This is a genomic window from Planococcus sp. CPCC 101016 (assembly GCF_007859295.1).
Taxonomy (GTDB): domain Bacteria; phylum Bacillota; class Bacilli; order Bacillales_A; family Planococcaceae; genus Planococcus.
Map to the genome: position 1 here is coordinate 1,358,394 of NZ_VOHB01000002.1, position 25,340 is coordinate 1,383,733.

General features: G+C 43.1%; 29 protein-coding genes. 23 read left to right on the top strand and 6 right to left on the bottom strand.

What is annotated here, in order from left to right:
* Positions 1–136: 136 nt before the first annotated feature.
* Both ctaG and FQV26_RS06245 read left to right on the top strand, forming a co-directional pair.
* A complete protein-coding gene (gene ctaG, locus FQV26_RS06240; RefSeq protein WP_146556496.1) occupies positions 137–1,060 on the top strand; it encodes a cytochrome c oxidase assembly factor CtaG in 924 nt (307 codons plus the stop codon).
* Between the two features lie 25 nt (positions 1,061–1,085).
* Positions 1,086–1,547: a DUF420 domain-containing protein gene (locus FQV26_RS06245; RefSeq protein ID WP_146556497.1), complete on the top strand. Its 462-nt coding sequence runs from the start codon at positions 1,086–1,088 to the stop codon at positions 1,545–1,547.
* A gap of 31 nt (positions 1,548–1,578) precedes the next feature.
* On the opposite strand, the gene ytvI is transcribed toward FQV26_RS06245, so the two are convergent.
* Positions 1,579–2,634: a sporulation integral membrane protein YtvI gene (ytvI, locus tag FQV26_RS06250; RefSeq protein WP_146556498.1), complete on the bottom strand. Its 1,056-nt coding sequence runs from the start codon at positions 2,632–2,634 to the stop codon at positions 1,579–1,581.
* Between the two features lie 80 nt (positions 2,635–2,714).
* Entirely contained in the window at positions 2,715–3,080 is a 366-nt protein-coding gene (locus tag FQV26_RS06255) for a YugN family protein (RefSeq protein ID WP_146556499.1), read from the bottom strand.
* A gap of 144 nt (positions 3,081–3,224) precedes the next feature.
* On the opposite strand from FQV26_RS06255, the gene FQV26_RS06260 reads away from it, so the two are divergent.
* Positions 3,225–4,289 (top strand): CAP domain-containing protein, encoded by a 1,065-nt coding sequence (locus FQV26_RS06260; RefSeq protein WP_146556500.1) that lies wholly within the window; start codon positions 3,225–3,227, stop codon positions 4,287–4,289.
* Here the strand turns inward: FQV26_RS06260 and FQV26_RS06265 are convergent.
* Positions 4,270–4,779: a PaaI family thioesterase gene (locus tag FQV26_RS06265; protein ID WP_146556501.1), complete on the bottom strand. Its 510-nt coding sequence runs from the start codon at positions 4,777–4,779 to the stop codon at positions 4,270–4,272. The two genes, FQV26_RS06260 and FQV26_RS06265, sit on opposite strands and share 20 nt — an antisense overlap.
* 76 nt (positions 4,780–4,855) lie before the next feature.
* On the opposite strand from FQV26_RS06265, the gene FQV26_RS06270 reads away from it, so the two are divergent.
* Positions 4,856–5,302, top strand: coding sequence for a YlbF/YmcA family competence regulator (locus FQV26_RS06270; RefSeq protein ID WP_146556502.1), 447 nt, complete (start codon positions 4,856–4,858; stop codon positions 5,300–5,302).
* 66 nt (positions 5,303–5,368) lie between these two features.
* Here FQV26_RS06270 and FQV26_RS06275 read toward each other — a convergent pair whose 3' ends face one another.
* On the bottom strand, positions 5,369–6,277 hold the full coding sequence (locus FQV26_RS06275; protein WP_146556503.1) for a glycerophosphodiester phosphodiesterase family protein: 909 nt from the start codon (positions 6,275–6,277) through the stop codon (positions 5,369–5,371).
* Positions 6,278–6,408: 131 nt separating this feature from the next.
* On the opposite strand from FQV26_RS06275, the gene FQV26_RS06280 reads away from it, so the two are divergent.
* Positions 6,409–6,681, top strand: a complete 273-nt coding sequence (locus FQV26_RS06280) for a YlbG family protein (protein WP_146556504.1) — start codon at positions 6,409–6,411, stop codon at positions 6,679–6,681.
* Here the strand turns inward: FQV26_RS06280 and FQV26_RS06285 are convergent, their stop codons facing one another.
* Entirely contained in the window at positions 6,682–7,062 is a 381-nt protein-coding gene (locus FQV26_RS06285) for a DUF7147 family protein (RefSeq protein ID WP_146556505.1), read from the bottom strand.
* Positions 7,063–7,145: 83 nt separating this feature from the next.
* Here FQV26_RS06285 and rsmD point away from each other — a divergent pair, with 83 nt between their 5' ends.
* From rsmD to FQV26_RS06300, 3 genes are all read left to right on the top strand, one after another.
* Positions 7,146–7,721 carry a 16S rRNA (guanine(966)-N(2))-methyltransferase RsmD gene (rsmD, locus tag FQV26_RS06290; protein WP_146556506.1) on the top strand — a complete coding sequence of 192 codons (576 nt, stop codon included), beginning with the start codon at positions 7,146–7,148 and terminating at the stop codon, positions 7,719–7,721.
* Entirely contained in the window at positions 7,714–8,193 is a 480-nt protein-coding gene (gene coaD / locus FQV26_RS06295; RefSeq protein ID WP_146556507.1) for a pantetheine-phosphate adenylyltransferase, read from the top strand. The genes rsmD and coaD overlap by 8 nt, the downstream gene beginning before the upstream one ends.
* Positions 8,194–8,270: 77 nt before the next feature.
* Positions 8,271–9,296, top strand: coding sequence for a SepM family pheromone-processing serine protease (locus FQV26_RS06300; protein WP_146556508.1), 1,026 nt, complete (start codon positions 8,271–8,273; stop codon positions 9,294–9,296).
* Here the strand turns inward: FQV26_RS06300 and FQV26_RS06305 are convergent.
* Positions 9,284–10,483 (bottom strand): nucleotidyltransferase, encoded by a 1,200-nt coding sequence (locus FQV26_RS06305; RefSeq protein ID WP_146556509.1) that lies wholly within the window; start codon positions 10,481–10,483, stop codon positions 9,284–9,286. The genes FQV26_RS06300 and FQV26_RS06305 overlap by 13 nt on opposite strands.
* A 126-nt stretch (positions 10,484–10,609) precedes the next feature.
* Here FQV26_RS06305 and FQV26_RS06310 point away from each other — a divergent pair, with 126 nt between their 5' ends.
* The 15 genes from FQV26_RS06310 (at position 10,610) to murD (ending at position 25,336) form a co-directional block, all read left to right on the top strand.
* Positions 10,610–11,143: a YceD family protein gene (locus tag FQV26_RS06310; RefSeq protein ID WP_146556510.1), complete on the top strand. Its 534-nt coding sequence runs from the start codon at positions 10,610–10,612 to the stop codon at positions 11,141–11,143.
* Between the two features lie 24 nt (positions 11,144–11,167).
* Positions 11,168–11,344, top strand: coding sequence for a 50S ribosomal protein L32 (rpmF, locus tag FQV26_RS06315; RefSeq protein ID WP_006828847.1), 177 nt, complete (start codon positions 11,168–11,170; stop codon positions 11,342–11,344).
* Between the two features lie 123 nt (positions 11,345–11,467).
* Positions 11,468–12,220: an enoyl-CoA hydratase/isomerase family protein gene (locus tag FQV26_RS06320; RefSeq protein ID WP_186759823.1), complete on the top strand. Its 753-nt coding sequence runs from the start codon at positions 11,468–11,470 to the stop codon at positions 12,218–12,220.
* A 328-nt stretch (positions 12,221–12,548) separates the two neighbouring features.
* Complete coding sequence (locus FQV26_RS06325; protein ID WP_146556512.1) at positions 12,549–13,898, top strand: acetyl-CoA carboxylase biotin carboxylase subunit; 1,350 nt, start codon at positions 12,549–12,551, stop codon at positions 13,896–13,898.
* The gene (locus FQV26_RS06330; RefSeq protein ID WP_146556513.1) at positions 13,895–14,110 is read left to right on the top strand and encodes an acyl-CoA carboxylase biotin carboxyl carrier protein subunit; all 216 of its coding nucleotides are present in this window, start codon (positions 13,895–13,897) and stop codon (positions 14,108–14,110) included. The genes FQV26_RS06325 and FQV26_RS06330 overlap by 4 nt, the downstream gene beginning before the upstream one ends.
* A gap of 27 nt (positions 14,111–14,137) precedes the next feature.
* Positions 14,138–15,688, top strand: coding sequence for an acyl-CoA carboxylase subunit beta (locus FQV26_RS06335; RefSeq protein WP_146556514.1), 1,551 nt, complete (start codon positions 14,138–14,140; stop codon positions 15,686–15,688).
* Between the two features lie 81 nt (positions 15,689–15,769).
* Positions 15,770–16,633: a ketopantoate reductase family protein gene (locus FQV26_RS06340; RefSeq protein WP_146556515.1), complete on the top strand. Its 864-nt coding sequence runs from the start codon at positions 15,770–15,772 to the stop codon at positions 16,631–16,633.
* Positions 16,630–17,007: a DUF3397 family protein gene (locus tag FQV26_RS06345; RefSeq protein WP_146556516.1), complete on the top strand. Its 378-nt coding sequence runs from the start codon at positions 16,630–16,632 to the stop codon at positions 17,005–17,007. The genes FQV26_RS06340 and FQV26_RS06345 overlap by 4 nt, the downstream gene beginning before the upstream one ends.
* A gap of 78 nt (positions 17,008–17,085) precedes the next feature.
* A complete protein-coding gene (gene bshC / locus FQV26_RS06350; RefSeq protein ID WP_146556517.1) occupies positions 17,086–18,705 on the top strand; it encodes a bacillithiol biosynthesis cysteine-adding enzyme BshC in 1,620 nt (539 codons plus the stop codon).
* Between the two features lie 146 nt (positions 18,706–18,851).
* Complete coding sequence (mraZ, locus tag FQV26_RS06355; protein ID WP_146556518.1) at positions 18,852–19,283, top strand: division/cell wall cluster transcriptional repressor MraZ; 432 nt, start codon at positions 18,852–18,854, stop codon at positions 19,281–19,283.
* 20 nt (positions 19,284–19,303) lie between these two features.
* Positions 19,304–20,242, top strand: coding sequence for a 16S rRNA (cytosine(1402)-N(4))-methyltransferase RsmH (rsmH, locus tag FQV26_RS06360; RefSeq protein WP_146556519.1), 939 nt, complete (start codon positions 19,304–19,306; stop codon positions 20,240–20,242).
* Positions 20,243–20,254: 12 nt separating this feature from the next.
* The gene (gene ftsL / locus FQV26_RS06365) at positions 20,255–20,614 is read left to right on the top strand and encodes a cell division protein FtsL (protein ID WP_146556520.1); all 360 of its coding nucleotides are present in this window, start codon (positions 20,255–20,257) and stop codon (positions 20,612–20,614) included.
* Positions 20,611–22,977 carry a penicillin-binding protein gene (locus tag FQV26_RS06370; protein WP_146556521.1) on the top strand — a complete coding sequence of 789 codons (2,367 nt, stop codon included), beginning with the start codon at positions 20,611–20,613 and terminating at the stop codon, positions 22,975–22,977. Before ftsL ends, FQV26_RS06370 begins: the two co-directional genes overlap by 4 nt.
* Positions 22,978–23,002: 25 nt before the next feature.
* On the top strand, positions 23,003–23,971 hold the full coding sequence (gene mraY / locus FQV26_RS06375) for a phospho-N-acetylmuramoyl-pentapeptide-transferase (RefSeq protein WP_146556522.1): 969 nt from the start codon (positions 23,003–23,005) through the stop codon (positions 23,969–23,971).
* Complete coding sequence (gene murD, locus FQV26_RS06380) at positions 23,972–25,336, top strand: UDP-N-acetylmuramoyl-L-alanine--D-glutamate ligase (protein WP_146556523.1); 1,365 nt, start codon at positions 23,972–23,974, stop codon at positions 25,334–25,336.
* Positions 25,337–25,340: the final 4 nt, after the last annotated feature.

The window sequence follows — 25,340 nt, forward strand, 5'->3', positions numbered from 1 at the left end:
CTACGCGAGAGCGTCCTATGCCTGTCGAATCTATGACGGGCACAGAAGCATTTCAGATTGTTCATAGTTCGTTCATTGATATAGTTTGCAAGCCGCTATATAATGAGGGTACTTGAGGAAAAGGAGGTCCCGTTACATGCCGATCAGTATCTTCGGGTTTCAAGCATTATGGAGTCCCGTCTACTTAGCAGTCCTTGTTATGGTGACGATTCTATATTTTTTAATCACTATAAAATGGCGCGGAAAGTTTAAAGGCAACCAGCCGCTTAGCATACGAGAAGCTGCACTATTTGTATCAGGCATCGTCCTGCTTTATATTATCAAAGGTTCGCCTGTGGATTTATACGGACATATCCTGTTTACCATGCACATGGTTCAGATGGCGTTATTACTTTTACTAATACCGCCATTATTGATTATGGGGATCCCGACATATCTTTGGAGAGCGTTCATTGACTTGCCGGTAATCAAACCACTCTTTCTTTTCTTTACAAAACCAATGCTTGCATTAATCTTGTTCGGAATGGTTTTTTCGTTTTACCATATCCCTATGGTTTTTGATTTCGTGAAACAAGATGCTTTGATTCATGGTGCCGTCAATATCATACTGTTTACATCTGCTATTTTCTATTGGTGGCCAGTCGTTAATAATTTGGAAGGCATGCACAAATTCCATGGTTTGAGTAAACTGGCGTATTTATTCGGTCTTAGTGTTCTAATGACGCCTGCGTGCGCATTGATCATCTTCAGCGGTAACCCTTTTTACGCGACCTATACGGACGGAGAAGCATGGCTGCAGGCAATGGCATTATGTGTCCCTGCTGGAACACTGTCACAATTGAACCTATCAGGTCCTGAACTGTTCTCTACCATGTCAGCGATAGAAGATCAGCGTACCGGTGGAATTACCATGAAAGTTCTTCAGGAGCTTGTTTTTACCGTATTCCTATGGTTGGTGTTCTATGAATGGCTGCGAAATGAAACAGACAATGCTGATGAAATTACGGCAAAAGTTTTGCAGGATCGCAAAGATATGGCTTATCACAGACATAATGCTTAATGAATCACAAAGGAGAATAATTTAAATGAATTTGCCGCTATTGCCGACTATCAGTACTTTTTTTATCGTTTTAAGCGCAATTTTGGTAGCAATTGGCTGGAACTTGGTCCGTCGCCGCAAAATTGAAGCTCATAAGAAAGTGATGGTGGGAGCAGGTGCTGCGGCCCTGACTTTCTTCATCATCTACATGTCCCGTACCATCTTCGTCGGAAATACCGCGTTTGGCGGCCCTGACGAATTAAAGCTCTTTTATACCATTTTCTTGATTTTTCATATTACATTAGCAACTACAGGTGGAATCATGGGTCTCATTACCATCTACTGGGGTTGGAAAAATCAATTGCTGAAGCACCGTAAGATTGGACCGATTACCAGTGTCATTTGGTTCTTTACTGCTATAACCGGTGTAATGGTCTATTTGCTGCTTTATGTTTTCTACGAAGGCGGTCATACAACTTCTGTATTTAAAGCTATTTTAGGCGGATAAAAAAAGAACCCAAGTTATTGGGTTCTTTTTTTTATACTTTAAAATCAATTTTGATCATTCCGGCTTCACGTGCTGATGTAAAGAGGATGACGATCAATGGTCCGACAAAGAATCCGAGAAAGCCGATTAATTGTAGGCCGATGAACATAGCGATTAACGTCGCTAGAGGTGAAAGGCCGATTTGAGTGCCCATGACCTTCGGTTCTACTGTCCGTCGAATAATCAACAGCACAAGCGCCAGTATAGCCAATTGTGTTCCTTGGACGATATCCCCTGTTATGAATTCGTATACAAACCATGGCGTTAAAACGATGATCGATCCCAATATTGGAATAAAATCAATAATCCAAATCACCAACGACATGACAAATGCATACTCCGGTGTGATAAAGGCTAAAGAAACGAGCGAGACGATAAATATAATGCAGCTGACCAGGAACTGCGCTTTCAAAAAGCCGAAAATTACTTTATTCAATCGAGCAAACATAAAACGCACTTTTTCGGCTGTTGAATCCTTCAACCGGTTAAATAGCATGATTTTCAAATCAGGCAAATCCAGCATGAACAAGAACAATGCAATCAAGAATACAATAAAGCTCACCAGGAAAGAGGGGATGCCAGTCAACAAATTGGAGACGGTATCGTAATTGACTATTGTCAGTATCCAACTGCGGATCCCTTCCATAAAGCCAGCAAGTTCGGTTTCAAATGAAGAAACCACTTCGACCGGCATATCTTCCGTTGATCGGAAGAAAAACCGCTGGAATTCATCCCACATAACGGATAAAGTGTTGATGTATTCAGGGACCATTTTAGAAAATTGAATGATCTGCCCAATCAATTGTGTAACGATCCAATACAGCAGGCCGGAAACTACTACCAAGAAAAGTATGAAAACCGATATTACAGCAGACTTCCTATGCCATTTGAACCTTTTATGTATAAAATTTACAATTGGTTCTAAAAAAATAGCTGTGATCAAAGCGATGATCAAAGGGATGGAAACCGGCAATATGTAAATCGAAATTAAAATTAAGACCGCAATGACAACAGCGATCGTTATTGTCTTTTTCGTCAACCACTTCACTGATTGAATCCTCCTTATGAAGTTGAAATTATTATGGTTGTTTAAAAAAACCGCAGTTCAATTACTGAACTGCGGGATTTTTATACACTGATTTCGAAAGCTTGGATTTCCTTTTTGATGGATTCCAATAAACCGATACACGTTTTAACTAAGTGTTCCGGGAATTCTTCATCTTCACCATATTCAACACCATGCGGATAGTAATGTTTGCCAAGTGCTGGCTTCATGACGCGCATAGTGGCATCATTTGAATCGACGTCACCGTCAGTAGCATATGCGAATACACGTAAGTAATAAGTGCCTTCACGTATGATGAATTTGCGGTCGTATGTGACACGCTCGTAATCCCACTGGCCTTCTTTAGTTAAGCCATGTTTGTTCATGATGCTTTCAAGTAATGCGATATCTACGTGAATGTTTTCAAGTCCTGTATTTTCAAAATACATAGGATCTCTCCTCCTCTATAACAAAAAAGACTACATGCTCCTTTAATAATAGATCATATTTTAAGTTGTTGCAATGGCTAGATTGTGTCAGTGTAGAGGCGGCTGTTATAATAATGAGAATACAATAGTAAAGGAGCTGTTCGATTGAAAGACTTGCTGCGCATAATGATTTTTCTATCGATAGTCCTTATCGGTTTATTTTATTTGGATCCAACCATTAGTGAAAATGACGTGCTGGAAGCCCCGCGGACAGTAGATCCATTGCCAAGCGAAGAAATAACAGATGATTCCTTGGACATCGACCGCCCAGCAACGGGTATTTCAACTTATATAGGCAAATCCAGTGAAGAATGGATTGGAGCCTACGGAGAACCTATACGGATAGAACCGTCTGCCTTTGGCTATGACTGGTGGATCTATAACGCCAGCTACGCACACTTTATGATGACGGGGGTCAAAGATGGCAAAGTGGTCCAAGTATATACAGCAGGTGTCGCTGCAGATGCAGCTCCCTATAAGATAGGGCAGAACCTTGATGACTTATATCGCTTTACAATTTTGGAAAATGAGGTAACCGTTAAATACGGCGAAACGATCTATACCTTCAATGTAACTGCTGAAGATATGGACAAGCGTATCCTGGTTAAATTTGATGGCGTCTATGCTCAGCTTTATATCGATTCTTTAGATCGGGCATTAGAAGCAGTCCGGTTCATGGATGCCGAGACCCTAGTTCGCCATCAGCCCTATGACATGATGTTTTCTGGTGAATTAATGCCGATAGAGATGCCTTCTTCGAAAATGCAGCAATCAATTGATGACGCAAATGCTAAGCAGATTGTCGATTTAGTGAATGTTTATCGTCTTCATCATCAAACAAAGCCTTTAAACCTTAATCCGCCGACAAGCGCAGTTGCAGCTGCGAACAGTGAAGACATGGCTAAGCAAAATTTTTCATCCGAAGAACTGGAATTTAAAGATTTGCATGCACGCCTGGAAGAGGGCAATATCGCCTTTGAACAGGCAGCCGTTAATACAGCCGCACGCTATTTTGATGCAGCCGAAACTGTCCATGGATGGATCAATTCAGATGTCCACCGGAAGACGCTGCTGAGTGATCAGTACAACCAGACGGGCGTTGGAGTGTTCGGGAAATATTATACTCAGATCTTTCTTGAAAAAGAGCCTGTTATTGCTTCACCGCAATAACAGGCTCTGTCTTTTTAGGTACGATAAAAAAAGAACCTGTGGCGGTTGCAATATGCTTGCCGTCGTCTTGAAAGATATTTCCTTCAAGGACCATGGTGTGTCTGCCGCTGCGGATAATTTGTGCTTTTGCGGTTATTTTTTCTTCATCTGCTACAGTGAGGTAATGTATGGTAAGATTTGTGGTCACAGCGCCGAATCCAGTGGGACACTGACTGTTTGCAAGAGTTCCCATCGCTGTGTCTAGTAGAACAGCAAGAATACCGCCATGCGGAATATTTACATTATTATGGATGAACGGAGTATTAGGAATAGACACATGGGAAGACTCTTCATCGGTAACCCGTGTCATGTTCAGCCCAGCACTCAAATAAGTAGTAAATTCACCTTGTTGTTTTTTCTCGAAATTTTTCAGATAGTCGGTTAGAATCTCAAGGTCTTCGGTACTGGCGTTTTTAATAAGGCGGGTAAATTGATCGGTTAAACTATTCATGTTGACAATCCCTTCAAGTCTGTAGTGAAATACAAAAATATCTGCTATGATTAAAAGCGTAAAGGAGGAAAATGCTATGATTATGACCTATGAATGGGCTGAAATAACTGACTTTGCAGATGAGTTAAGCCAAATGATCCTACAATCGGAGCAAGCTGATCTTTACAAGGAAGCTTATGCCTCTGTCTATAACGATAAAAATCTTGCCAATGAAATACTTGCATTTGCCAGATTAAAAGAGCAATACGAAGAAGTACAGCGGTTTGGAAAATACCATCCCGAATATTCTCGAGTGATGAAGCAGATACGTGTCGATAAACGCCGTTTGGACCTGAATGAGAAAGTGGCCAACCTGCGTTTAGCTGAAAATGAACTGCAGGATCTCATGGATCAGGTAAGTTTTATAATTGGCAGATCGGTATCAGAGGCAGTTAAAATTCCCTCCACCAATCCGTTTTTCTCATCGGATTCCTCCTGCGGGGGAAGCTGTGGCACTGGCGGAGGATGCTCTTGTTCAGCGTGACAGATTAAACTCAAAATATATCCATAAAAAAAGTGCAACGTTTTCGTTGCACTTTTTTTATGTCCATTATTCTTCCAGTTCTGAGAGGAGTGCCAACGCCAAATCAGGACGATCAGTTATGATGCCTTTTGCTCCCGCATTAATTAATGCACGCATAGCTTCCGGCTCATCAATGATCCAATAATGTACGGGTATATTCAAATTCTCCAAGAATGCGATAAAGCGCGGGGAATCCAATCGAAATACAGATGACTTAACGGGAATCTGGAAAACATCTGCCCGCGGCTGATACAAATGGCCAAATTGGCTGTTATAGGAAGTATATGCTTTTCTGACTTCGTTTTCACCTGCGCCGATAGCTACCCGGTTTTGGGCATACAAGTTGAAGCGGTCGATTTGTTCATCATAAAAAGAAGTTACAGCCACCCGATCTTGAACGCCAAGTGAGTCGATCAGCCGCCATAGCTTCGAAGGCACTAAACTGCCTTCATATGTTTCAGGGTCGTCCTTGATGTCGATATTGATATACATCTGTGGAAATTTTTCAATCAGTTCACGCAACAGTACGACTCTTTCATTTTTTCCGCGGTACGAATGTTGACCTTCAGTATCGATAAAATGATAGCCAAGATCGAAGGCTTTTAACTGTTCAAGAGACATATCGGCTACTCTTCCAGCTCCATCTGTTGTCCGGTCAATAAATTCATCATGAAAAACCAAAATTTCTTCATCACTTGTCATCCGGATATCAATTTCAAAACCGTGGACGCCAAGTTCAGCTGACCGGTTAAATGCAGCTAAAGTGTTTTCAGGTGCCAATTTGGCGCCGCCGCGATGTGCAAGAACAATAGGTCGTTCATAATTCAATACCTCTTTGGCTGGGCGCTGCTGTGGATTCGCCAAGGCTTTAGAGCCAGCCCAAGCAGCTGCCCCGACGGCAGCGGCAGCTAAGCCGATTTTTGTCTTTTTTCCCATATTCTGTTTTACCTCCCTGAAATTCTGTAATAAAAACAGTATAGCGAATTGAATGTTGTCCTGTCAGTTTATTCGGTTGCGGCTTTTTTCTTTCCTATGGTATTCTAGAAGCTAAGAAAAGAGGGATACTTATGCATGATCGCCAAGGCCTCATTGTCTATGTGCATCATTTGAAACAAGCTAAATCGCTGCGGAAATTCGGACATGTCCACTATATTTCCCGTAAGTTGAAATATGTAGTCCTTTACATGGATCAGGATATCATCGAAACCACCAAGACGAAGTTAAATAAATTACCTTATGTAAAACAGGTGCTTGAATCCTACCGCCCATTCCTAAAAACAGAATATGAAAATGCCAAACCAGATAAAGCGAAGGAATACGATTATAAAATCGGCCTTTGATTATTGCATAGGCGGAATATAATGATTTAATCTCAAAACTGAAATCAGGTGGCTATGGTAGAATTTTCTATCTGCGTACACTGACGAGTGTTTGACTTCCATCTTGATCGGGCTATGTCCAAGCGTTGCAACGGCCTGTTCAAAAACTTCCAAACGCTTGGAATTGACTGGAATTCCTTCGCGGCATAGATAAATCGGCATGAAATTACCTTCTGAAGCTGGTTTGAATACAGCCGCCAGCGAAAGGACATTCTGGCCCTGAGGATTCGTGGAAATAAATACAAATCCATGCATAAAGCGTTGTTGGTTGCTTGTGATGAGTTCACGGAGCTCATAAATATCTCCGTACCCTTCTCCGAGTTCAATAAAACGTTGAATCATCATTTCACGTCCTTTCCAGTCTTCATTTTACCATTATGTAACTAAAATGCATCAAGAAAATCATTTAAGTTAGAGGCGATAATATGCGTGTTGTAGCAGGCTCTGTTAAAGGAATTCCATTGAAAGCGGTGCCTGGCAATTCGACCAGACCGACAACAGACAAAGTAAAAGAATCCATATTTAATATGATTGGTCCGTTTTTTGACGGCGGGTATGCACTGGATCTTTTTGCTGGGAGCGGCGGACTTGGCATTGAAGCCCTTAGCCGCGGCATCGATCAGGTTATCTTCACAGATAAAGACCGGCGGGCTGTCGAAACGATTCAAGCCAATCTGGAAAAAACACGCTTGACTGACCGTGCTGAAGTTTATCGGGCAGATGCAGAGCGTGCAGTGAAAGCCATCAAGAAAAACGGTGTACAGGCAAGACTGCTCTTCCTGGATCCTCCTTATCATATGAAAAAATCCTATGACTTGATGGATAAAGCGGGAGAATTGGAAATTGTTACGAAAGATGCGATTATAGTTTGTGAACACGATCGGGATGTGGAACTTCCCGGTCGAACCAAGTACTTTGAACGTTACAAAAAAGAGCTTTACGGAGGCACAATTATTTCAATTTACCGCTATCTGGGGGAAGAGGGAGAACGCATTGACTAAAATTGCTGTAGTTCCAGGGAGTTTCGACCCGATTACAATGGGCCATCTGGATATTATTAAACGAGCCTCAACTATTTTTGACGAAGTAAAAGTGGTTGTGATGAATAATTCTTCGAAAAACCCATTATTCGATGTTGATGAACGAATGGATTTGATAGCGGAAGTGACGCAATCCATTCCAAACGTCAAAGTGGATTCATTTTCCGGTTTACTGATCGATTACTCGGTAGAAGTCAAAGCCAACGCCATCATCCGAGGATTACGCGCTGTAAGTGATTTTGAATACGAAATGCAGATCACCTCGATGAATCGATTTTTAAATGAAAACATAGAAACGCTATTTATGGTTTCAAATAACCAGTATTCATTCCTTAGTTCAAGCATTGTCAAAGAAGTGGCGAAATACAAAGGAAACATTACAGGTCTGGTTCCTGAAGCTGTTGAAAAAGCTCTTTATTTAAAATTTCAATAAGTCACGAATCTCGTGGCTTTTTCTTTTGTGAAATTTAAAGGGAGCCTAAGATTTCACACGATGAAAGGAAGAACAGCATGAAAAACAAACGATTATTCATTTTCGTCATCGTGATGGCGCTTGTCGTCTTTTTGTCTTCTTATCGATTGGATGCTTATATCACCAAACCCGGAGGCGCTTACGAATTGTCGCCGCTGGTGGAAGTGGCCGGGGGCGATAAAGATGATCAAGGAAGCCTTAGTTTGATGACGGTCTCCATGCTGACAGCGACTCCTGCTCTGTATGTCTGGGCAAAAATTCAGGATGGTTATAAGTTTTTGCCACCAGAACAAGTTCGAAGCCCTCATGAGAGCGACGAAGAATACAATGTGCGCCAGTTAAAGCTGATGTCTGATTCACAGGTCAATGCTCTTCAGATTGCATTTGAACAAGCAGATCTGCCCTACGAGATTAACAACAATGGTGTCTTTGTCTTGAATGTACTGACAGGGGGAGCGGCAGATGGTATTTTGTCTCCGGGAGACCGTGTTTTGGAAGTGGACGGCAACAACTTTACTGAAATGCAGGAACTCATCGATTACTTAAGCGAAAAAGAAGATGGTGAAACGGTGGAAGTACTTTATGAGCGGAAAGAGCGTGAAATCAGTACTGACATCAAGTTGGCTCCACTGCCAACGAATCCAGAACGGGTTGGCTTGGGAATTTCATTTGTAGAGGATAAAAGCATCGAAACGACACCTAAAGTGGATATCGATTCCGATACAATAGGTGGTCCCTCAGCCGGACTGATGTTCACGCTTGAAATTCTCAATCAATTAGTGGATGACGATATAACAAAAGGCTATAACATAGCCGGCACCGGCACGATGGAAAGCGATGGTTCTGTTGGTAGAATCGGCGGGATTGATCAAAAGATTATGGCAGCTGATTCTGCAGACATCGATATTTTCTTCGCGCCAAGCGAACCGGTGGAGGGCGGAGGCGACAGCAATTATGCAGTCGCTGTTGAAACCGCAGAAAAAATTGGGACAACGATGGAAATTGTTCCCGTGGAAACCATCGAAGACGCTATGAGTTTCCTTGAAGAACTTCAGCCCCAATAAATGGGCGGCATCGTGTATTCTTTCTTCAAATCAATTGAGCCCATTCCCTGCAAGTACATCGCAGTGGCATGAATATCAAGTTGTCCCATCGTGTCGTTCAAGTCGGCTGCACGGCTTACCACGGGAAGCTTGATATTCTTTTTTTTATGATTTAAATATCTTCTTCCGATACCCGACATGCCGAGAAGCCTGATGTAGCTTGGGGAGTCAAAAGAACGCAGTTGCTCCCACGTAAAGCCTGTATAAATATGCGTCAGCATTCGTTGAATGCGTGTACGTGTAAAACGTTTTGACTTGATCAGTGAAATAAAGGCTTCGAAGTCGTCTGCTCTTTTCGCTGACTGGTAAATTAGATTTTCGATGCCTTCTGTTATTTCGGCGAAGCGTTTCAGGTTTTCTGGACCTTCCCTCAAGACCGTAAAGCGAAGCAAAGGATAAAACTGCTCCCAACTGCCAAAACCGCCATATTGCTTCTCTACTTTCTTTAATGAAGCAATTGAAGCTTCGGGCATATAAGAGGACAGATCTTCGACAGATTCCCCTTTGAAAAAAGCATTGCGAATGCCGCTGGCGCTGGCAATCGGCAGCCCTGCTTCAATCGGATCATGGAAATTAGCCCCGATTCGTTGGATGGTCAGTGGTTCCATGGATGAGCCCGCCTTGTGTGCGGCTTCTATATAATGGAATCCCAAAATGTTATTAGGCTGTGTTAAATCAGCGAAATCCTGTTGAGTGCCGATAAGGGACTGGTACGCATTGTTTAAGGCTTTGGGGTAGCTGATGCCAGTCTGAATGGCTTCATGGATAAGACGCTGGTAATCAACGGAACGCTCAGTCAACAATTGATGCGAATTCACAAAAGGACCAATCGATCCCTGTTCACTGCCGAAGCAAAAAGAATCACAGCCGAGTGCATCAAGCAGCGCAATCCCGCCTTTAGCAAAATCGGAAGCTTGCGCCGTCGCATAAACATATGGAAGTTCGATCACAAGGTCTATCCCAGCAGCGAGCGCCATTTGTGTGCGTGCCCATTTATCAGCAAATGCAGGTTCTCCGCGCTGCAGAAACTGGCCGCTCATTACCGCAATGACCAGATCCGCATTTGACTCCGCACGTGCCTGCTTTGCGTGATGGAGATGGCCATTGTGGAAAGGGTTGTATTCAACAATAATTCCTACAGCTTTCAATCCGATCACCTCTTTGGTAGAATTAACTTAAGTATACCGATGTTTGAAATAGTGTGACAAGATTTTTTCTTGACATCTTTTTCTGTGCATTATATAATCAACTTTGTTGTCTTGAGGTGATTACTTATGAAAATAGCGATTCAACAGCTTCAAAAGCATCGCAGAGACGGACTGCCAATTGATCAAATCGTTCATTTGGATGCAGTGAAATTACGGAATAGCGATATTCGGGAAATTTCGCCTGTACATGTCACTGGACATTGCACAATTGGTTCGCAACAGTTAACGTGTCAACTCCATCTCGAAGGCATGCTCACGCTGCCTTGTGCCAGAACTTGGGAGGATGTTGAGTTTCCGATTAACGTCGATTCGGTTGAAGTCTTCGATTGGTCTGAAGAGGCCGGAGAAGACAAGCTTAGTGATGTTCACGCAGTAGAGACGGAGATCATTGATTTTCAGCCCATACTGGAAGAACTAGTTTTGCTTGAGATACCGATGCAGGTGTTTAAGGAAGACGCCGATCAAACCGTTATTAAAGGCGGAAATGATTGGTCGTATTCAACAGACGAAGAGTACGAAGCCGAGAAAGAAGCGGCACCACCAAAACCGGATCCAAGACTTGCTGATTTAGCAAAGTATTTTGATCAGTCAGATGAATAGAATTAGTGTAAGGAGGTGTCACCAATGGCTGTACCAGCTAGAAGAACGTCCAAAACCGCTAAAAGAAAGCGCCGTACGCATTTTAAATTGTCAGTGCCGGGCATGGTAATTTGCCCAAGCTGTGGCGAAAGTAAATTGGCTCACCACGTCTGCAAAGCATGTGGATCATACAAAGGGAAAGAAGTAGTAGCAAGCAAATAAAACAGTATTTGCTGCTGAAAGGCTATTGAGAGGCCATGGCTCTCGATAGCCTTTTTCTCTATACATAAGCAAGTGGCGGATTTGTTCCGTATGCAGGAAAACCAGCAGAAGAGAGGGATTCTATTGTCTTATACAATTAACCTTACTGATGGCATCATGACGTTCACGATTGATCGGCCCCATATCCGCAACGCCATCAACGATGAAGTGACAGCGGGTCTCGAAAAACTGGTGGAAAAGGCACGGCAGCCTTCTGTCCAGGCGGTCATCATCACAGCGTCGGGTAAACAGGCTTTTTGTTCAGGCGGTGATCTTTCCGTATTTCACGCCCTTCGAACAGAGGAACAGGCGTACGGTATGCTGAAACGAATGAGCGATGTGCTGTATTCGATCAAAACACTGCCCGTGCCGGTAGTTGCGGTGGTCAATGGCACTGCTGTCGGTGGAGGGTGTGAAATCGCTACAGCGTGTGATTATAGGCTCGTATGGGATCATGCGAAATGCGGATTCATTCAAGGCACCCTTGCCATTACCAGTGGCTGGGGCGGCGGCACATACCTAATGGAAACTCTGCAGCATGACAAAGCCTTAAAAATGCTCAGTGAAGCTAAAGTTTACACTGCTGCGGAGCTGCTGGAAATCGGTTGGGCATCTGCTATTGTTCACGACAACCAGGACATTGAAGCATTTTTCAGTTCAATGAAAAAAGTGCATCCCGATGTTCATCGTGCTTACAAGGAAATAGCAATGCGTACATGGGAGAAGACCGGCCTGCAGGAACGCGTCGAACAGGAAGTTAGAAGATGCGCCATCCTGTGGGAGAAAGATGCACACCACGAGGCAGTCGACAACTTTCTTAATAAAATAAAAAAATGAAATCCCTTTTCGAAGGGATTTTTTTATTTTGTTGAATCGAAAAAAAATTTAGTGCTTATGAAAAAAAGGCCTCCTTTTTCTGGTTCCGTTGCTCCGGGAATTGTGAAAAAGCCGCAGGACAAGAACTTTTGAAGCTTTGTAAAAACTTTTTCCTAGCAGTGCAGCTTATTGGGCGAGGCTTCTGCTAGGAGCTATGTCCAAGCCAATTTAAAGAATTGGATATCGCAGTTCGATCTTCTTTAAAAGAAATATTTCAAGGAATAGTTGAAATCGCTTACAAAATTCGTATATGCTATAGAAGGGAGAAAACATAGGGGGTATTTCAAATATGAAAAAAGTCCTGATTGCGAACCGGGGAGAGATCGCACGCCGAATTATTCGGACATGCGAGCGCCTTGGAATCGAAACGGTTGCTATTCATTCTGAGGCAGATGGGGATCTGCCTTACGTCAGTGAAGCGACTGAAGCTGTACTGATCGGTCCAAATCCGGTCGTACAGTCTTACTTGCAAAGTGAAAAAATTATTGAAGAAGCTAAAAAACGTGGTGTAGATGCTATCCATCCCGGATATGGTTTGTTATCGGAAAATGCCGATTTCGCACGCAAGGTGGCGGAAGCCGGAATGGTCTTCATCGGACCGTCGAGCGACATCATTGAAAAGATGGGGGACAAAATCGAATCTCGCAGAACCATGATTCAGGCTGAGGTACCGGTTGTTCCAGGTACAGAAGAAGGCGTGACGACGCTTGAAGAGGCATTGCAGGAGGCTGAAGAGATCGGCTATCCATTGATGTTGAAAGCCAGTGCTGGCGGCGGGGGAATCGGCATGGTGCGCTGTGAAAGTGAGCAAGCGCTCACTCAGCAGTTTGTTTCGATCAAAAATCGAGCCAAAGCCTATTTCGGAGACGATGTCGTTTATTTGGAAAAGTTTATTGGAGATGCTCGTCATATCGAAGTGCAAATTTTTGGTGATCATCATGGCAATCTTGTCCATTTATACGAACGCAATTGTTCGGTCCAGCGTCGTAACCAGAAAGTGATTGAAGAATCACCTTCACCGAATTTACCGCAGAAAGTGCGGGAGCAACTATGTTTAGCCGCACTGCAGGCTGCAAAAGCAGTTGATTATACGAATGCTGGAACTGTAGAGTTTATTGTCGATCCGGATAATAATTTTTATTTCCTTGAAATGAATACGCGTCTGCAGGTGGAACACCCTGTCACCGAAGAAGTGACAGGCTTTGATTTGGTTGAATGGCAATTGACTGTAGCTGCTGGTGGCAAACTGCCGGCTCAAGACAGCATACAAACTAAAGGCCATGCCATTGAGTACCGTGTTTATGCTGAAGATCCAAAGACTTTTTTTCCTTCGCCTGGAAAGCTGGAAAAGCTTCAGTGGGGAGAAGGAGCGCGCATTGAAACTGGGTATGAAGAAGGCAATCAAGTAACGCCTTTTTATGATCCGATGATTTCAAAAATCATCATTTACGGCACCGATCGTGTTGATGCATTATCCAAATCCCAGAGTTTTTTCAATCATGTTACAATTAATGGAGTAAAAACCAATATTTCGTTATTTAAAGAATTTATTAAGTCAGAAGAATTTATCTCTGGCGAATATGCTACAGCGGTATTGCCGCAATGGATGGAAAAAACAAAGGAGGAACATACATTATGAAAGAATTGAAAGCGTCTATGGCAGGAACTGTATTAAATGTATTGGCAGCTGAAGGAGAAGCAATAACGCCTGGGCAGGCCGTTTTAACAATCGAATCCATGAAAATGGAAATCCCGGTGGAAGCTGAATTTGGCGGAAAAGTGGAAAAAATTCACGTAGAAGTTGGCGGTTTTGTCAACGAAGGAGATCTATTACTAACTGTCGGTGAATAATTGACTTCAAGCAAAGGGGACAGTGAAATGACGAAAACGACTGAAACAACGGGGTACAACGAACGTCTCGAACAAAAGCTTGCAAAAATTTTTGCTGGGGGGCAGCAAAAATATCATGAAAAAATGAAAGAAAGCAATAAGCTTTTTGTCCGTGACCGGTTAAAACTATTGTTTGATGATGAAAATTATGCGGAAGACGGCCGCTTTGCTAATGTGGAAGCGGAAGACCTGCCTGCAGATGGTGTAGTGACGGCTATTGGTAAAATTAATGGGGAAACGGTCTGTGTAATGGCCAATGATTCAACGGTCAAAGCAGGGTCGTGGGGATCCCGTACTGTCGAAAAGATCATCCGCATCCAGGAAACTGCTGAAAAAATGCAGGTGCCTATGCTGTATCTTGTCGATTCGGCTGGAGCCCGCATTACAGATCAGCTTGACATGTTCCCGAATCGCAGAGGAGCAGGCAAAATTTTTCACAACCAGGTCAGAATGTCTGGCATGGTGCCGCAGGTATGTCTCTTATTCGGTCCTTCAGCTGCCGGAGGTGCTTATATTCCGGCGTTTTGTGACATCGTGATCATGGTAGACGGCAATGCCTCGATGTATCTTGGATCACCTCGAATGGCGGAAAAGGTCATCGGTGAAAAAGTGACGCTCGAAGAGATGGGCGGAGCCCGTATGCATTGTACAGTCAGCGGTGTCGGCGATGTATTGGTTGCGACAGAAGAAGAAGCCATTTCAGAAGCGCGCCGCTATTTGACGAATTTCCCATCAAATTTTGCCATCAAACCTGAAAAGATTGAAGCAAAAGCTGCAAAAGCAGGACGCTCGCTGGAAGCAATTATTCCGGAAAACCAGAACGCGCCATTTGACATGTATGAATTGATCGATCAATTGGTCGATGAAGGCAGTTTCTTCGATATCAAAAAGCTGTTCGCCGGTGAATTGATTACAGGGATTGCACGCATTGACGGGCAAGTGGTCGGTATTCTTGCCAACCAGCCGAAGGTCAAGGGCGGTGTCTTGTTCGGTGATTCAGCTGACAAAGGTGCGAAATTCATTAATCTTTGCGACGCCTTCTCGATTCCGTTGCTGTTTTTGGCCGACGTTCCGGGCTTCATGATCGGAACAAAAGTCGAGCGCGCTGGAATCATCCGCCACGGAGCTAAGTTTATCGCGGCTATGAGTTCGGCGACAGTCCCGAAAATTTCTGTCATTGTGCGCAAAGCTTACGGAGCCGGTCTTTATGCGATGGCGGGACCTGCCTTTGAACCGGATGTCTGCATCGCTTTGCCGACAGCACAGATTGCGGTGATGGGGCCTGAAGCAGCAGTAAATGCCGTCTATTCGAATAAAATCGAAGCGATTGAAGATCCGAAAGAACGTCTTCAGTATGTGCAGCAAAAACATCAGGAATACAAAGAGGAAATCGATATTTACCGTCTGGCATCCGAATTGATCGTCGATGAAATTGTGGCGCCTCATCAATTGCGTTCAGTGCTTTCCCAGCGTCTCTCTTTTTATGAAACAAAAGATTTGCCGTTGCCATATCGAAAACATCCGATTTATCCTGTATAATAAAGAATATTATTGGAAGTCTGCCTAATATGGGCAGGCTTCTTTTTTAAGAAAAATTGTGGCACTGTAAGGAGTGATACCGTGAAATATGCAATTATCGGAACTGGAGCGAATGGACTGCTGCCAGCCTATCTATTAAAAAAAGCGGGGCATGACGTGCAAGTAGTTGCGCAGAATAAAGAACAAGCCGCATTGCTTAACGACCAAGGAATTATTCATGAAGGAAATCGCCAGCAGATAAAAGCCTATACGAATGTTGAGCAAATCGACCCGGAGGCCATTATCATTCTAACAGTCAATTACGATGAGTTGCCGCCTATATTAAGGCTCTTGAAAATCCGCTGTGCAAGCAACAGAATCATTTTCCTGCAGCAGGGTATGCTTTTTTTGGAAAAGGCAAGAACCTTGTCACATCGTCATATTGCAGCCGCCATATTGGAAACAGATTGCGTCAAATTGAGTGATGCCGAGATCAGCTTCAGTAAAGCCACTCAAGTTACGTTCGGATTAGTCAAAGGGAATGCCGAAGAATTCCAGCCTATCCTTGAAACGGCTGCCTGGAAGGGAAGTTGGGTGGATAATCTGGAAGAACAGCTTTATGAAACCTTGCTTTTTAACAGCTTGATCGATCCATTGACAGCAGTAACGAAAACTCGCAACGGTGAACTGATCACCAATCCTCATGCCTACGAATTGTTCAGAAATCTTTACAATGAATTGTATTTGGCATTTCCTGAAATTGAATGGCTGCAGCCTATTGAAAAAGTGGCAGCAGTGTGTGCGGCAGAGCCTAATAGGGCATCGGCCATGTTAGCAGATCGATTGGCTGGGGATCCTATGGAAATTGATGGTCTAATGCTATATGTACTAAACCGCTCGAATCTGGATTTACCTTTATTCAAAGCTTTCTATCATCTATTAAAAACGGTTGAGGTAGAAAAATGACAATATTACATACAATAGGAACTGTCTTCCTCTATGTCCCATTTCTCTTATTTGTCTTTATTTATTTTATTTCACTAAAAAGAAAGAAAAGAAAAGCACTGGTTTTAGCATCTGACATCACAACGTTTTTATTGTTTTTTTCTGTACCGGCTTCTGTAGAATTTCTATGGGGCTATTCTGTGACGGCTTATATCTATTTTGTCGCTCTTGTACTGGCGATCATCCTATTAGTCATTGAGTGGAGAACCGCAAAGGAAATAGAAATCATTCCATTTTTCCGGAAACTTTGGAGAATCTACTTTTTGCTGTTAGCCGCTGCATATGCTCTCGTGTGGCTAGTCGGTCTTGTGATTGTTTTCATAAAATCAGTTTAGCAGGCGTATTTTTTTTCTTTAAGGGATGCGTTTGATATAGTAGATTTTAAATGTAAAGGGAAAAGGGGACTTTTTTTCATGAAGGTAGAGGAACAATACGTAGAACCAGCCAGTAAATTGATGAGTGATTATATAAATGGCAAATCCGAAATCCGTCAATATTTCTCATATGATCCGAAATTGCAGTCATTTGATGAGCGGGTGAAGAAACTTCAAAGCCATTCTGTCGACCGTCCTAAATTGGCAGGCATAATCCGTGATTATATGGCACGTCATGGATTGTCAGATGCAGCAAAAGAGAATTTAGCGAGTTTCGAAAAAGGTGCTCCAGTAGTTGTTACAGGTCAACAGGCTGGTTTATTAACAGGTCCCTTATATACGGTACATAAAGCAATTTCTGTCATTATACTGGCGAAACAGGCTTCAGCGCAGCTGCAAACGAAAGTGGTGCCGGTCTTTTGGATAGCCGGGGAAGACCACGATTTGGCTGAAATCAGTCATTTATACCGCGAAGTCAACGGACGGGTGGACAAATTGAATATCCCCCATGCCGAATACGGCAAACACTCAGCTTCTTCCGCAAAGCTCAATACATCGAAAATCGCTTCTTTTCTGGAAGAGTATTTCCGCAGCCTGCCCGAGACTGAGCATTCAAAAGAAATCCATGACTTAGCTTTTAATCTGCTGGAACACTCCATTTCCTTTACCGATTTTTTTGCTTCGCTTCTTCATTATTTCTTCCAGGAAGAAGGGCTGCTTTATATTGATGCAGCAGATCGTGAATTTCGCAACTACGAATCGCCGTATTTTAAGCAGATGATTGAACATGCAGCAGAAATCGCAGAAACAGTGTCAGCTACTGAAAGGCTGCTTGTTGAAGACGGATACTCTGCAGTGATCGGAGCAGAAGAGAATGCAGCCAATCTGTTTATTACGGTAAAAGGTGAAAGGTTGCTGTTGGAACGTCGGGATGATGAGTTTTTAGCTAGTAATGGCGCGATCCGCTATACGAAACAGCAGCTCTTGGACATAGCGCAAAAGAACCCTGAACTCTTGAGCAACAATGTAGTGACGCGCCCCTTGATGCAGGAAATGGTTTTTCCGGTTCTGGCTTTTGTTGGAGGACCGGGAGAAATTGCATATTGGGCCGCATTAAAAGGAGCATTTGAGCTATTTGATATGGAATTGCCGGTTATAATGCCGCGTTTAAGTCTCACTCTGGTGAACCGTCAAACTCAACGGTTGCTGAATAAGTATGAATTGGATGTCTCAGCTGTTTTGAATGATCATAAAATTACAGAGATAAGAAACGAATTGACGGAGTCAATCCGGGAACAGGAAGCCGAAGCGGTAATCGAAGAGCTTCAGAACCAGATGGAAGCAGCCTACGTCAAAATTGATCAGCAGTTTTCTTCCATTAGTAAAGGGCTGACACCGATAGTCGAAAAAAATCTGCAATTGCATATTAAGCAATTAAAGTTCTTGAAGAACAAGCTTCAGGATGAAGTAATGCTTCAAAACAGCATCGAGTTCGGCCACTACGATTCTATTGAAAACGAGCTATTGCCAAATGGAGGGTTTCAAGAACGTATTTACAGCCCCTTTGTCTACATGAATCAGTATGGTACAGAGCTTGTAAAAGATCTTTTGGCACTTCCGCTGCATTATGACAAAAATCATAAAATTATTTATTTTTAACCCTTAAAGCCTGCCTTCGCAGGCTTTTTTTATGTCAAAATAACTTGTTGAGATTTTTTATTGTAACAAACGTGAAATATTTCAAAAACAAGTGGTGACAAGTGGGGGATTGTGGTACATTTATTACAATAAGTGGGGTGAAGGGCATGTTCATGGGCGAATATCAACATAGCGTTGATGCAAAGGGACGGTTAATCATACCGGCTAAGTTTCGTGAACTATTGGGTGACAATTTTGTCATAACCAGAGGCCTAGATCAATGCTTATTTGGCTACACAATGGACGAATGGCAGAAAATTGAAGAAAAGCTGAAAGAGCTGCCGGTCACAAAAAAAGACGCTCGTGCTTTTACACGCTTCTTTTTTTCAGGTGCTACGGAAGTGGAACTTGATAAGCAGGGACGCGTCAATATACCGACGACATTAATTTCTTACGCGAAACTTGAAAAAGAATGCATTATTCTAGGTGTGTCCAACCGTTTTGAAATATGGGCAAAAGATTCATGGGAAAGCTATTTTGCAGCATCCGAAGATTCCTTTAATGAAATCGCGGAAAATTTAACTGATTTTGACTTTTAAAAGTGAACGGGGGGAATGGATTGTTCAATCACACCACGGTTTTACTGCATGAAACTGTCGATGGTCTGAACATTCGCCCTGACGGCATATACGTGGATTGCACGCTGGGCGGAGCAGGACACAGCGAATATTTGGTGCAGCAGTTATCTGACGAAGGTCATTTGTATTGTTTCGACCAAGACGCAACGGCACTGGCTCATGCTAGGGAAAAACTACAAGATTACTTACCTAGAATTACATTTATCCATGCTAACTTTAAATTTTTAAAAGAAGAATTGGAAAAGCATGGAGTAGAAAAAGTCGATGGCATTCTATACGACCTTGGCGTTTCTTCTCCACAATTGGATACACCGGAACGGGGCTTCAGTTATCACAATGATGCTCCTCTGGATATGCGGATGGACCAAAGCGCCGAGTTAAGCGCCTATCACGTAGTCAATGAATGGTCATTTGAAGATTTGGTGAGAATCTTTTATCGCTACGGCGAAGAGAAATTCTCTAAACAAATCGTTCGTAAAATTGAAGCTGCAAGAGAAAAGCATCCCATTGAAACAACCGGCCAACTGGTAGAATGCATCAAAGATGGCATTCCTGCTTTTGCTCGACGAAAGGGCGGCCACCCTGCAAAGCGTGTGTTCCAAGCGATTCGAATTGCAGTCAATGACGAGCTTGGTGCTGCAGAAACTTCTCTGCAGGATGCAATTGATCTATTGGCTATTGGAGGAAGAATTAGTGTCATCACCTTCCATTCACTTGAAGACCGGCTTTGTAAAGCGATATTCAAAGAAGCTTCGTCGCTTCCCGAGTTGCCGCCCAACTTACCGGTAATTCCAGAAGGAATGGAGCCAATCTTAAAATTAATTACTCGAAAACCAATCCTGCCTTCGGAAGAAGAGCTGGCGCATAACAATCGGTCAAGATCCGCAAAACTGCGGATTGCAGAAAAAATAAACGAATAAGGACGTGTTCAGATGGCGTTGAATGCAAGAACTGAAACCTATATCCAACAGCCGGCCGTTCCTCAAAATCCGAGTCGGCAGCCGGCAAGAAAAAAAAGTTTAATCACTAAAGGCGAAAAAATACTGTATTTATCTTTTGTAGCAGTCTGTATCATGTGTGCATTGCTGATTTTGCAGAATCAATCAACGATTCAGGCATCTACTCAAGAAATTCAAACAATTGAACAATCAGTCAATGAAAAAACGAAGCAAAATACAGATTTGTCGGTACAGGTAAGTGAGCTGTCTTCATATGAGCGCATTTGGGCAAAAGCAAAAGAACTTGGCCTTAAATTAAATGAGCAAAATGTAAAGGTAGTGCCTGGACAATGAAAAAAAAGTTTCGATTTCAAGGGGGAGCCTTTCTGCTGTTTTTGTTATTTGCAGGGCTCTTTTTCCTTTTATTGACTAGAATTGTGACCATCCAAGCGACAGGAAAAGTGGAAGGGCAAGAACTCGCTGCCAGAGCCGCAGCGAAGTATAGCCAAGAAGAAGTGCTGACTGCTGAACGCGGTCGCATCATTGACCGTAACGGAGAAGTAATTGCGGAAGATACATTGACCTATAAACTGGTTGCTGTACTTGATGAATCTGCAACTCAAAAAGCCAGTGATCCACGACATGTTGTGGATGTAGAAGAAACTGCTGAAAAATTGGCTGGCTATTTAGATGTCCCTGAAGAAAACATTTTGAAAACATTAAAACAGGGTGTGGAAAAAGACCGTTATCAGGTGGAGTTCGGTGCTGCTGGCCGCGAAATCAGCCACACGCAGATGCTTGAAATGAAAGAAGCCAACATTCCAGGTCTGTTGTTTGTCCGGGATTTGAAGAGATTGTATCCGAACGGTGTCTTTGCTTCTCATTTGATCGGCTATGCCATGAAAGAAGAGCTGAAGGACGGAGAAACTAAAACGACAGGAAGAATGGGGCTTGAATCCATACACAATGACGTATTAACAGGCCAAAACGGTAAGATTGAGTTTGATACTGACAAATGGGGCTTCCTGCTGCCAAACAGTGAATCTGCAGTTACTCCGGCAGTAAACGGCTCAGATGTCCAATTGACATTGGACAAAACCCTCCAGAACTTTTTGGAAGATGCTATGTCAGGCGTCCAGGAAGAATACGATCCGACACGGATGATTGCAGTAATTGCAGATCCGAAGACGGGAGAAATCTTGGCAATGTCGCAGCGTCCAACGTTTAACCCGAATACAAGGGAAGGTTTATCGGATAATTGGCTGAATGAAAGTGTCCAATTGACGATTGAGCCTGGATCTCCCATGAAAATGTTTACACTTGCTGCTGCAATCGAAGAAGGAAAATGGGATCCAAACGCCAGCTATAATTCCGGAACTTATACGCTGCTGGATAGTACAATCGGTGATCATAACAGCGGGCGCGGATGGGGAACTATTTCGTTCCTTGAAGGTTTCCAGCGTTCATCCAATGTCTCGATGGCTTACTTGTTGGAGCGCCTAGGTCCGGATACCTTTATGAACTATGTGGATGCTTTTGGATTTGGTGAACCGACAGGCATTGACTTGCCAAAAGAGGCATCAGGCAAAATACTTGATCAATACCCCATTAATAAATTAACAACGGCATATGGACAGGGATCGACTGTCACACCTATTCAAATGATCCAAGCTGCCTCTGCAATTGCCAATGGCGGCGTCATGATGAAGCCTTATGTCATTGATCAAATCAAAAATGCCGACACCGGTAAAGTTACGGTGGAGAGTGAACCTGAAGAAGCCGGACAGCCTATTTCAGCCGAAACAGCTGAAAAAGTCAAAGAAGTACTGGCTTCAACCGTCACTTCCGAAGTCGGTTCTGCTAGAGGATTCGCACTTCAGGATTATACAATAGCCGGCAAAACCGGTACTGCTCAAGTTCCAAAAGAAGGCGGCGGTTATCTGAAGGGAAGAAACAACTACCTTTTCTCCTTCCTTGGGATGGCTCCTGCAGACGATCCGGAACTCCTGATTTATATTGGCGTTCAACAGCCTAATTTGCCAGCTGATGAGTATGGTTCTGTACCGGTAGCAAAAATCTTTACTTCAGTTATGGAAAACAGTTTGAAGTATTTGAACATTGAACCGGAAAATATGGCGGTTGCAACGACTATGCCAGTGGAAGATTACACCGGCAAATCAGCAACTGAAAGCTCTGAAGAATTGGAAGGATTGGGTCTTGAAGCGGTAATCGCAGGAGAAGGTGGAGAAGTTGTCTCCCAATATCCAGCAGCAGGCGATACGGTGCTTGAAGGTGGACGAGTCTTTTTGAAGACATCGGGAGATACCACATTGCCTGATTTTACAGGATGGTCTAAGCGCGAGCTGCTCGCCTATCAATCTTTAAGCGACTTAGCACTTGAAATTGCCGGGCAAGGATATGTCTTGACGCAAAGTATTGAAGAAGGTGAAGTGGTGGCGAATAATGTGCCTGTAGTAATCGAGCTTCACCCACCTGAAATCTACTATCCTGCGCGAGCAGAAGCAGAAGAAAATGAACAACAAGAACAGATTGAGCAGGGAGCTTTGGAAGATATCGCTCCTGAAACCGATGCTGAAGAAACCGAGCTTGAAATACAAGCAGAAACAGAAATACAAATGGAAACAGAAACAGACGCGGAAACAGAAACACAAACAGACGCGGAAACAGAAATACAAACAGATGAAACAACCGACTAATCTCGTGTTTAAAGGAGCTCTCTAAATGAACGTTTATACAATTATGGGTCTCGGAATTGCTTTATTATTAACAGTTATACTGATGCCGATTTTTATTCCGCTGCTAAAACGGATGAAATTCGGACAGAGCATCCGAGAAGAAGGACCTGAATCTCACATGAAGAAAACCGGTACTCCTACCATGGGCGGCCTGGTTTTCTTGATTTCTATCATCATCACCGTCTTACTGGTTGCCTGGTTTGCCGATTTGTTAAACGCCAAAGTTCTGATTTTATTGTTGGTGCTTTTCGGATATGGACTAATCGGTTTCCTGGATGACTTTATCAAAGTTGTTTTAAAACGTAATCTGGGCTTGACGTCCTTACAGAAATTACTGGCTCAAATTGTCATAGCGGTCATTTCGTTCTTAGTTTTAAACAGTGTTGATTTTGAAACAGGTGTTAATATTCCCTTTACAGATATTTCAATTGAGTTATCATGGCTGTATGTGTTCTTTATTGTCTTTTGGTTGGTTGGATTTTCCAATGCAGTCAATTTGACGGATGGCCTTGACGGTCTGGTTGCCGGTACTGCCTCTATTGCATTTGCTGCATTTGGAACGTTGGCAATTTATCAAGATGAAATCGGAATAGCAATATTTACATTTTCCGTAACAGGTGGTTTGCTTGGATTTTTGATCTTTAATAAATATCCTGCAAAAGTCTTTATGGGCGACACAGGTTCACTGGCTTTGGGCGGCGCATTGGCTATGGTTTCGATCCTATTGAAACAAGAGCTGTTGTTGTTGCTGATTGGACTTGTCTTTGTCCTTGAAACAGCATCGGTCATTTTACAAGTAGGCAGTTTTAAACTGCGTCAAAAACGAATCTTTAAAATGAGCCCAATTCATCATCATTTCGAATTGAGCGGATGGTCAGAATGGAAAGTAGTACTTGTTTTCTGGTCAGTCGGTCTTATCAGTGCGGCAATCGCAGTCTTTTTGGAGGTAATGTAAATGAAAGAGGCTCCACAATTATATCAAAAGAAAGTCTTGGTCCTTGGGCTCGCGAAAAGCGGTTTTACAGCTGCCCGTATCTTGCATAAGCTTGGTGCATTCGTGACGGTCAATGATTCTAAGCCTTTTGAAGAGAATCCGGAAGCACAGGAATTATTGAATATGGGTGTTACCGTTATTTGCGGCAGACATCCTGAAGACTTATTGGATGAAGGTTTTGAACTGGTTGTCAAAAACCCGGGTATCCCTTACACCAATGTATTAATTGAATCAGCATTGCAGAAAAAAATTCCGGTCTGGACTGAAATTGAGCTGGCTTATTTGATCAGTGAAGCGCCATTTATCGGCATCACCGGTTCCAACGGAAAAACCACGACAACCACTTTATTGTTCCATATGCTAAATCAGGACAACAAGAAACCATTGATAGCCGGTAACATTGGAACGGTGGCAAGCGGAGTAGCAGAAAAAGCGAAAGCCGAAAATGTTATTGTGACCGAATTGTCTTCATTCCAACTGAAAGGCACCGTTTCTTTCCGGCCGGAAATCGCCATCATCACGAATTTGTATGAGGCACATTTGGATTATCATGGCACGATCGAAGACTACCGGGCTTCTAAGATGAAGTTGACTGAAAATCAGACAGTTGAAGATTATTTTATCTACAACGCGGACCAGCCCTTGTTAGTTAAACATGCGAAAAACTGTAAAGCGCAGCTGGTTCCATTCACACTGAAAGGACGCACAGCGACCAGCATCAGTGCAGACAATGAGTTTATTTACTGGCAAGGCGAAAAGCTGATTGAACGGTCAAAAATCATGTTAGGTGGGCAACACAATTTAGAAAACATATTAGCCGCTACAGCAGCTACTTTAATTAAAGGCGGAACTAAAGAAACGATTACACGTGTTCTGACTTCGTTTACAGGCGTCAAGCATCGCTCACAATTTATTGTTGAATGGCAAGGCCGTAAATTCTATAACGATTCAAAAGCCACCAACGCTTTAGCAACAAAGAGCGCATTGGAAGCTTTTCCTGAAAATATTATTTTGCTGGCCGGTGGTTTAGAGCGTAATCATTCTTTGGAAGAAATTCGTCCGTTTATGGACCGAGTCAAAGTATTGGTGACTTTCGGTGAGACAGCCCAACGGTTTACTGCGTTTGCAGAAGACTGTGGCGTACCGACAATTGTCCAGGCAGGTAGAATGGACGATGCGGTTAAGAAAGCAATCCGCCAGTCTTCCAGCGGCGATACGATCCTGTTATCACCTGCATGTGCAAGCTGGGATCAATACGATAGTTTTGAAATTCGAGGAGATGCTTTCATCACTGCAGTCCAGCAAATGACGGAAGCAAACGAATAAAAGA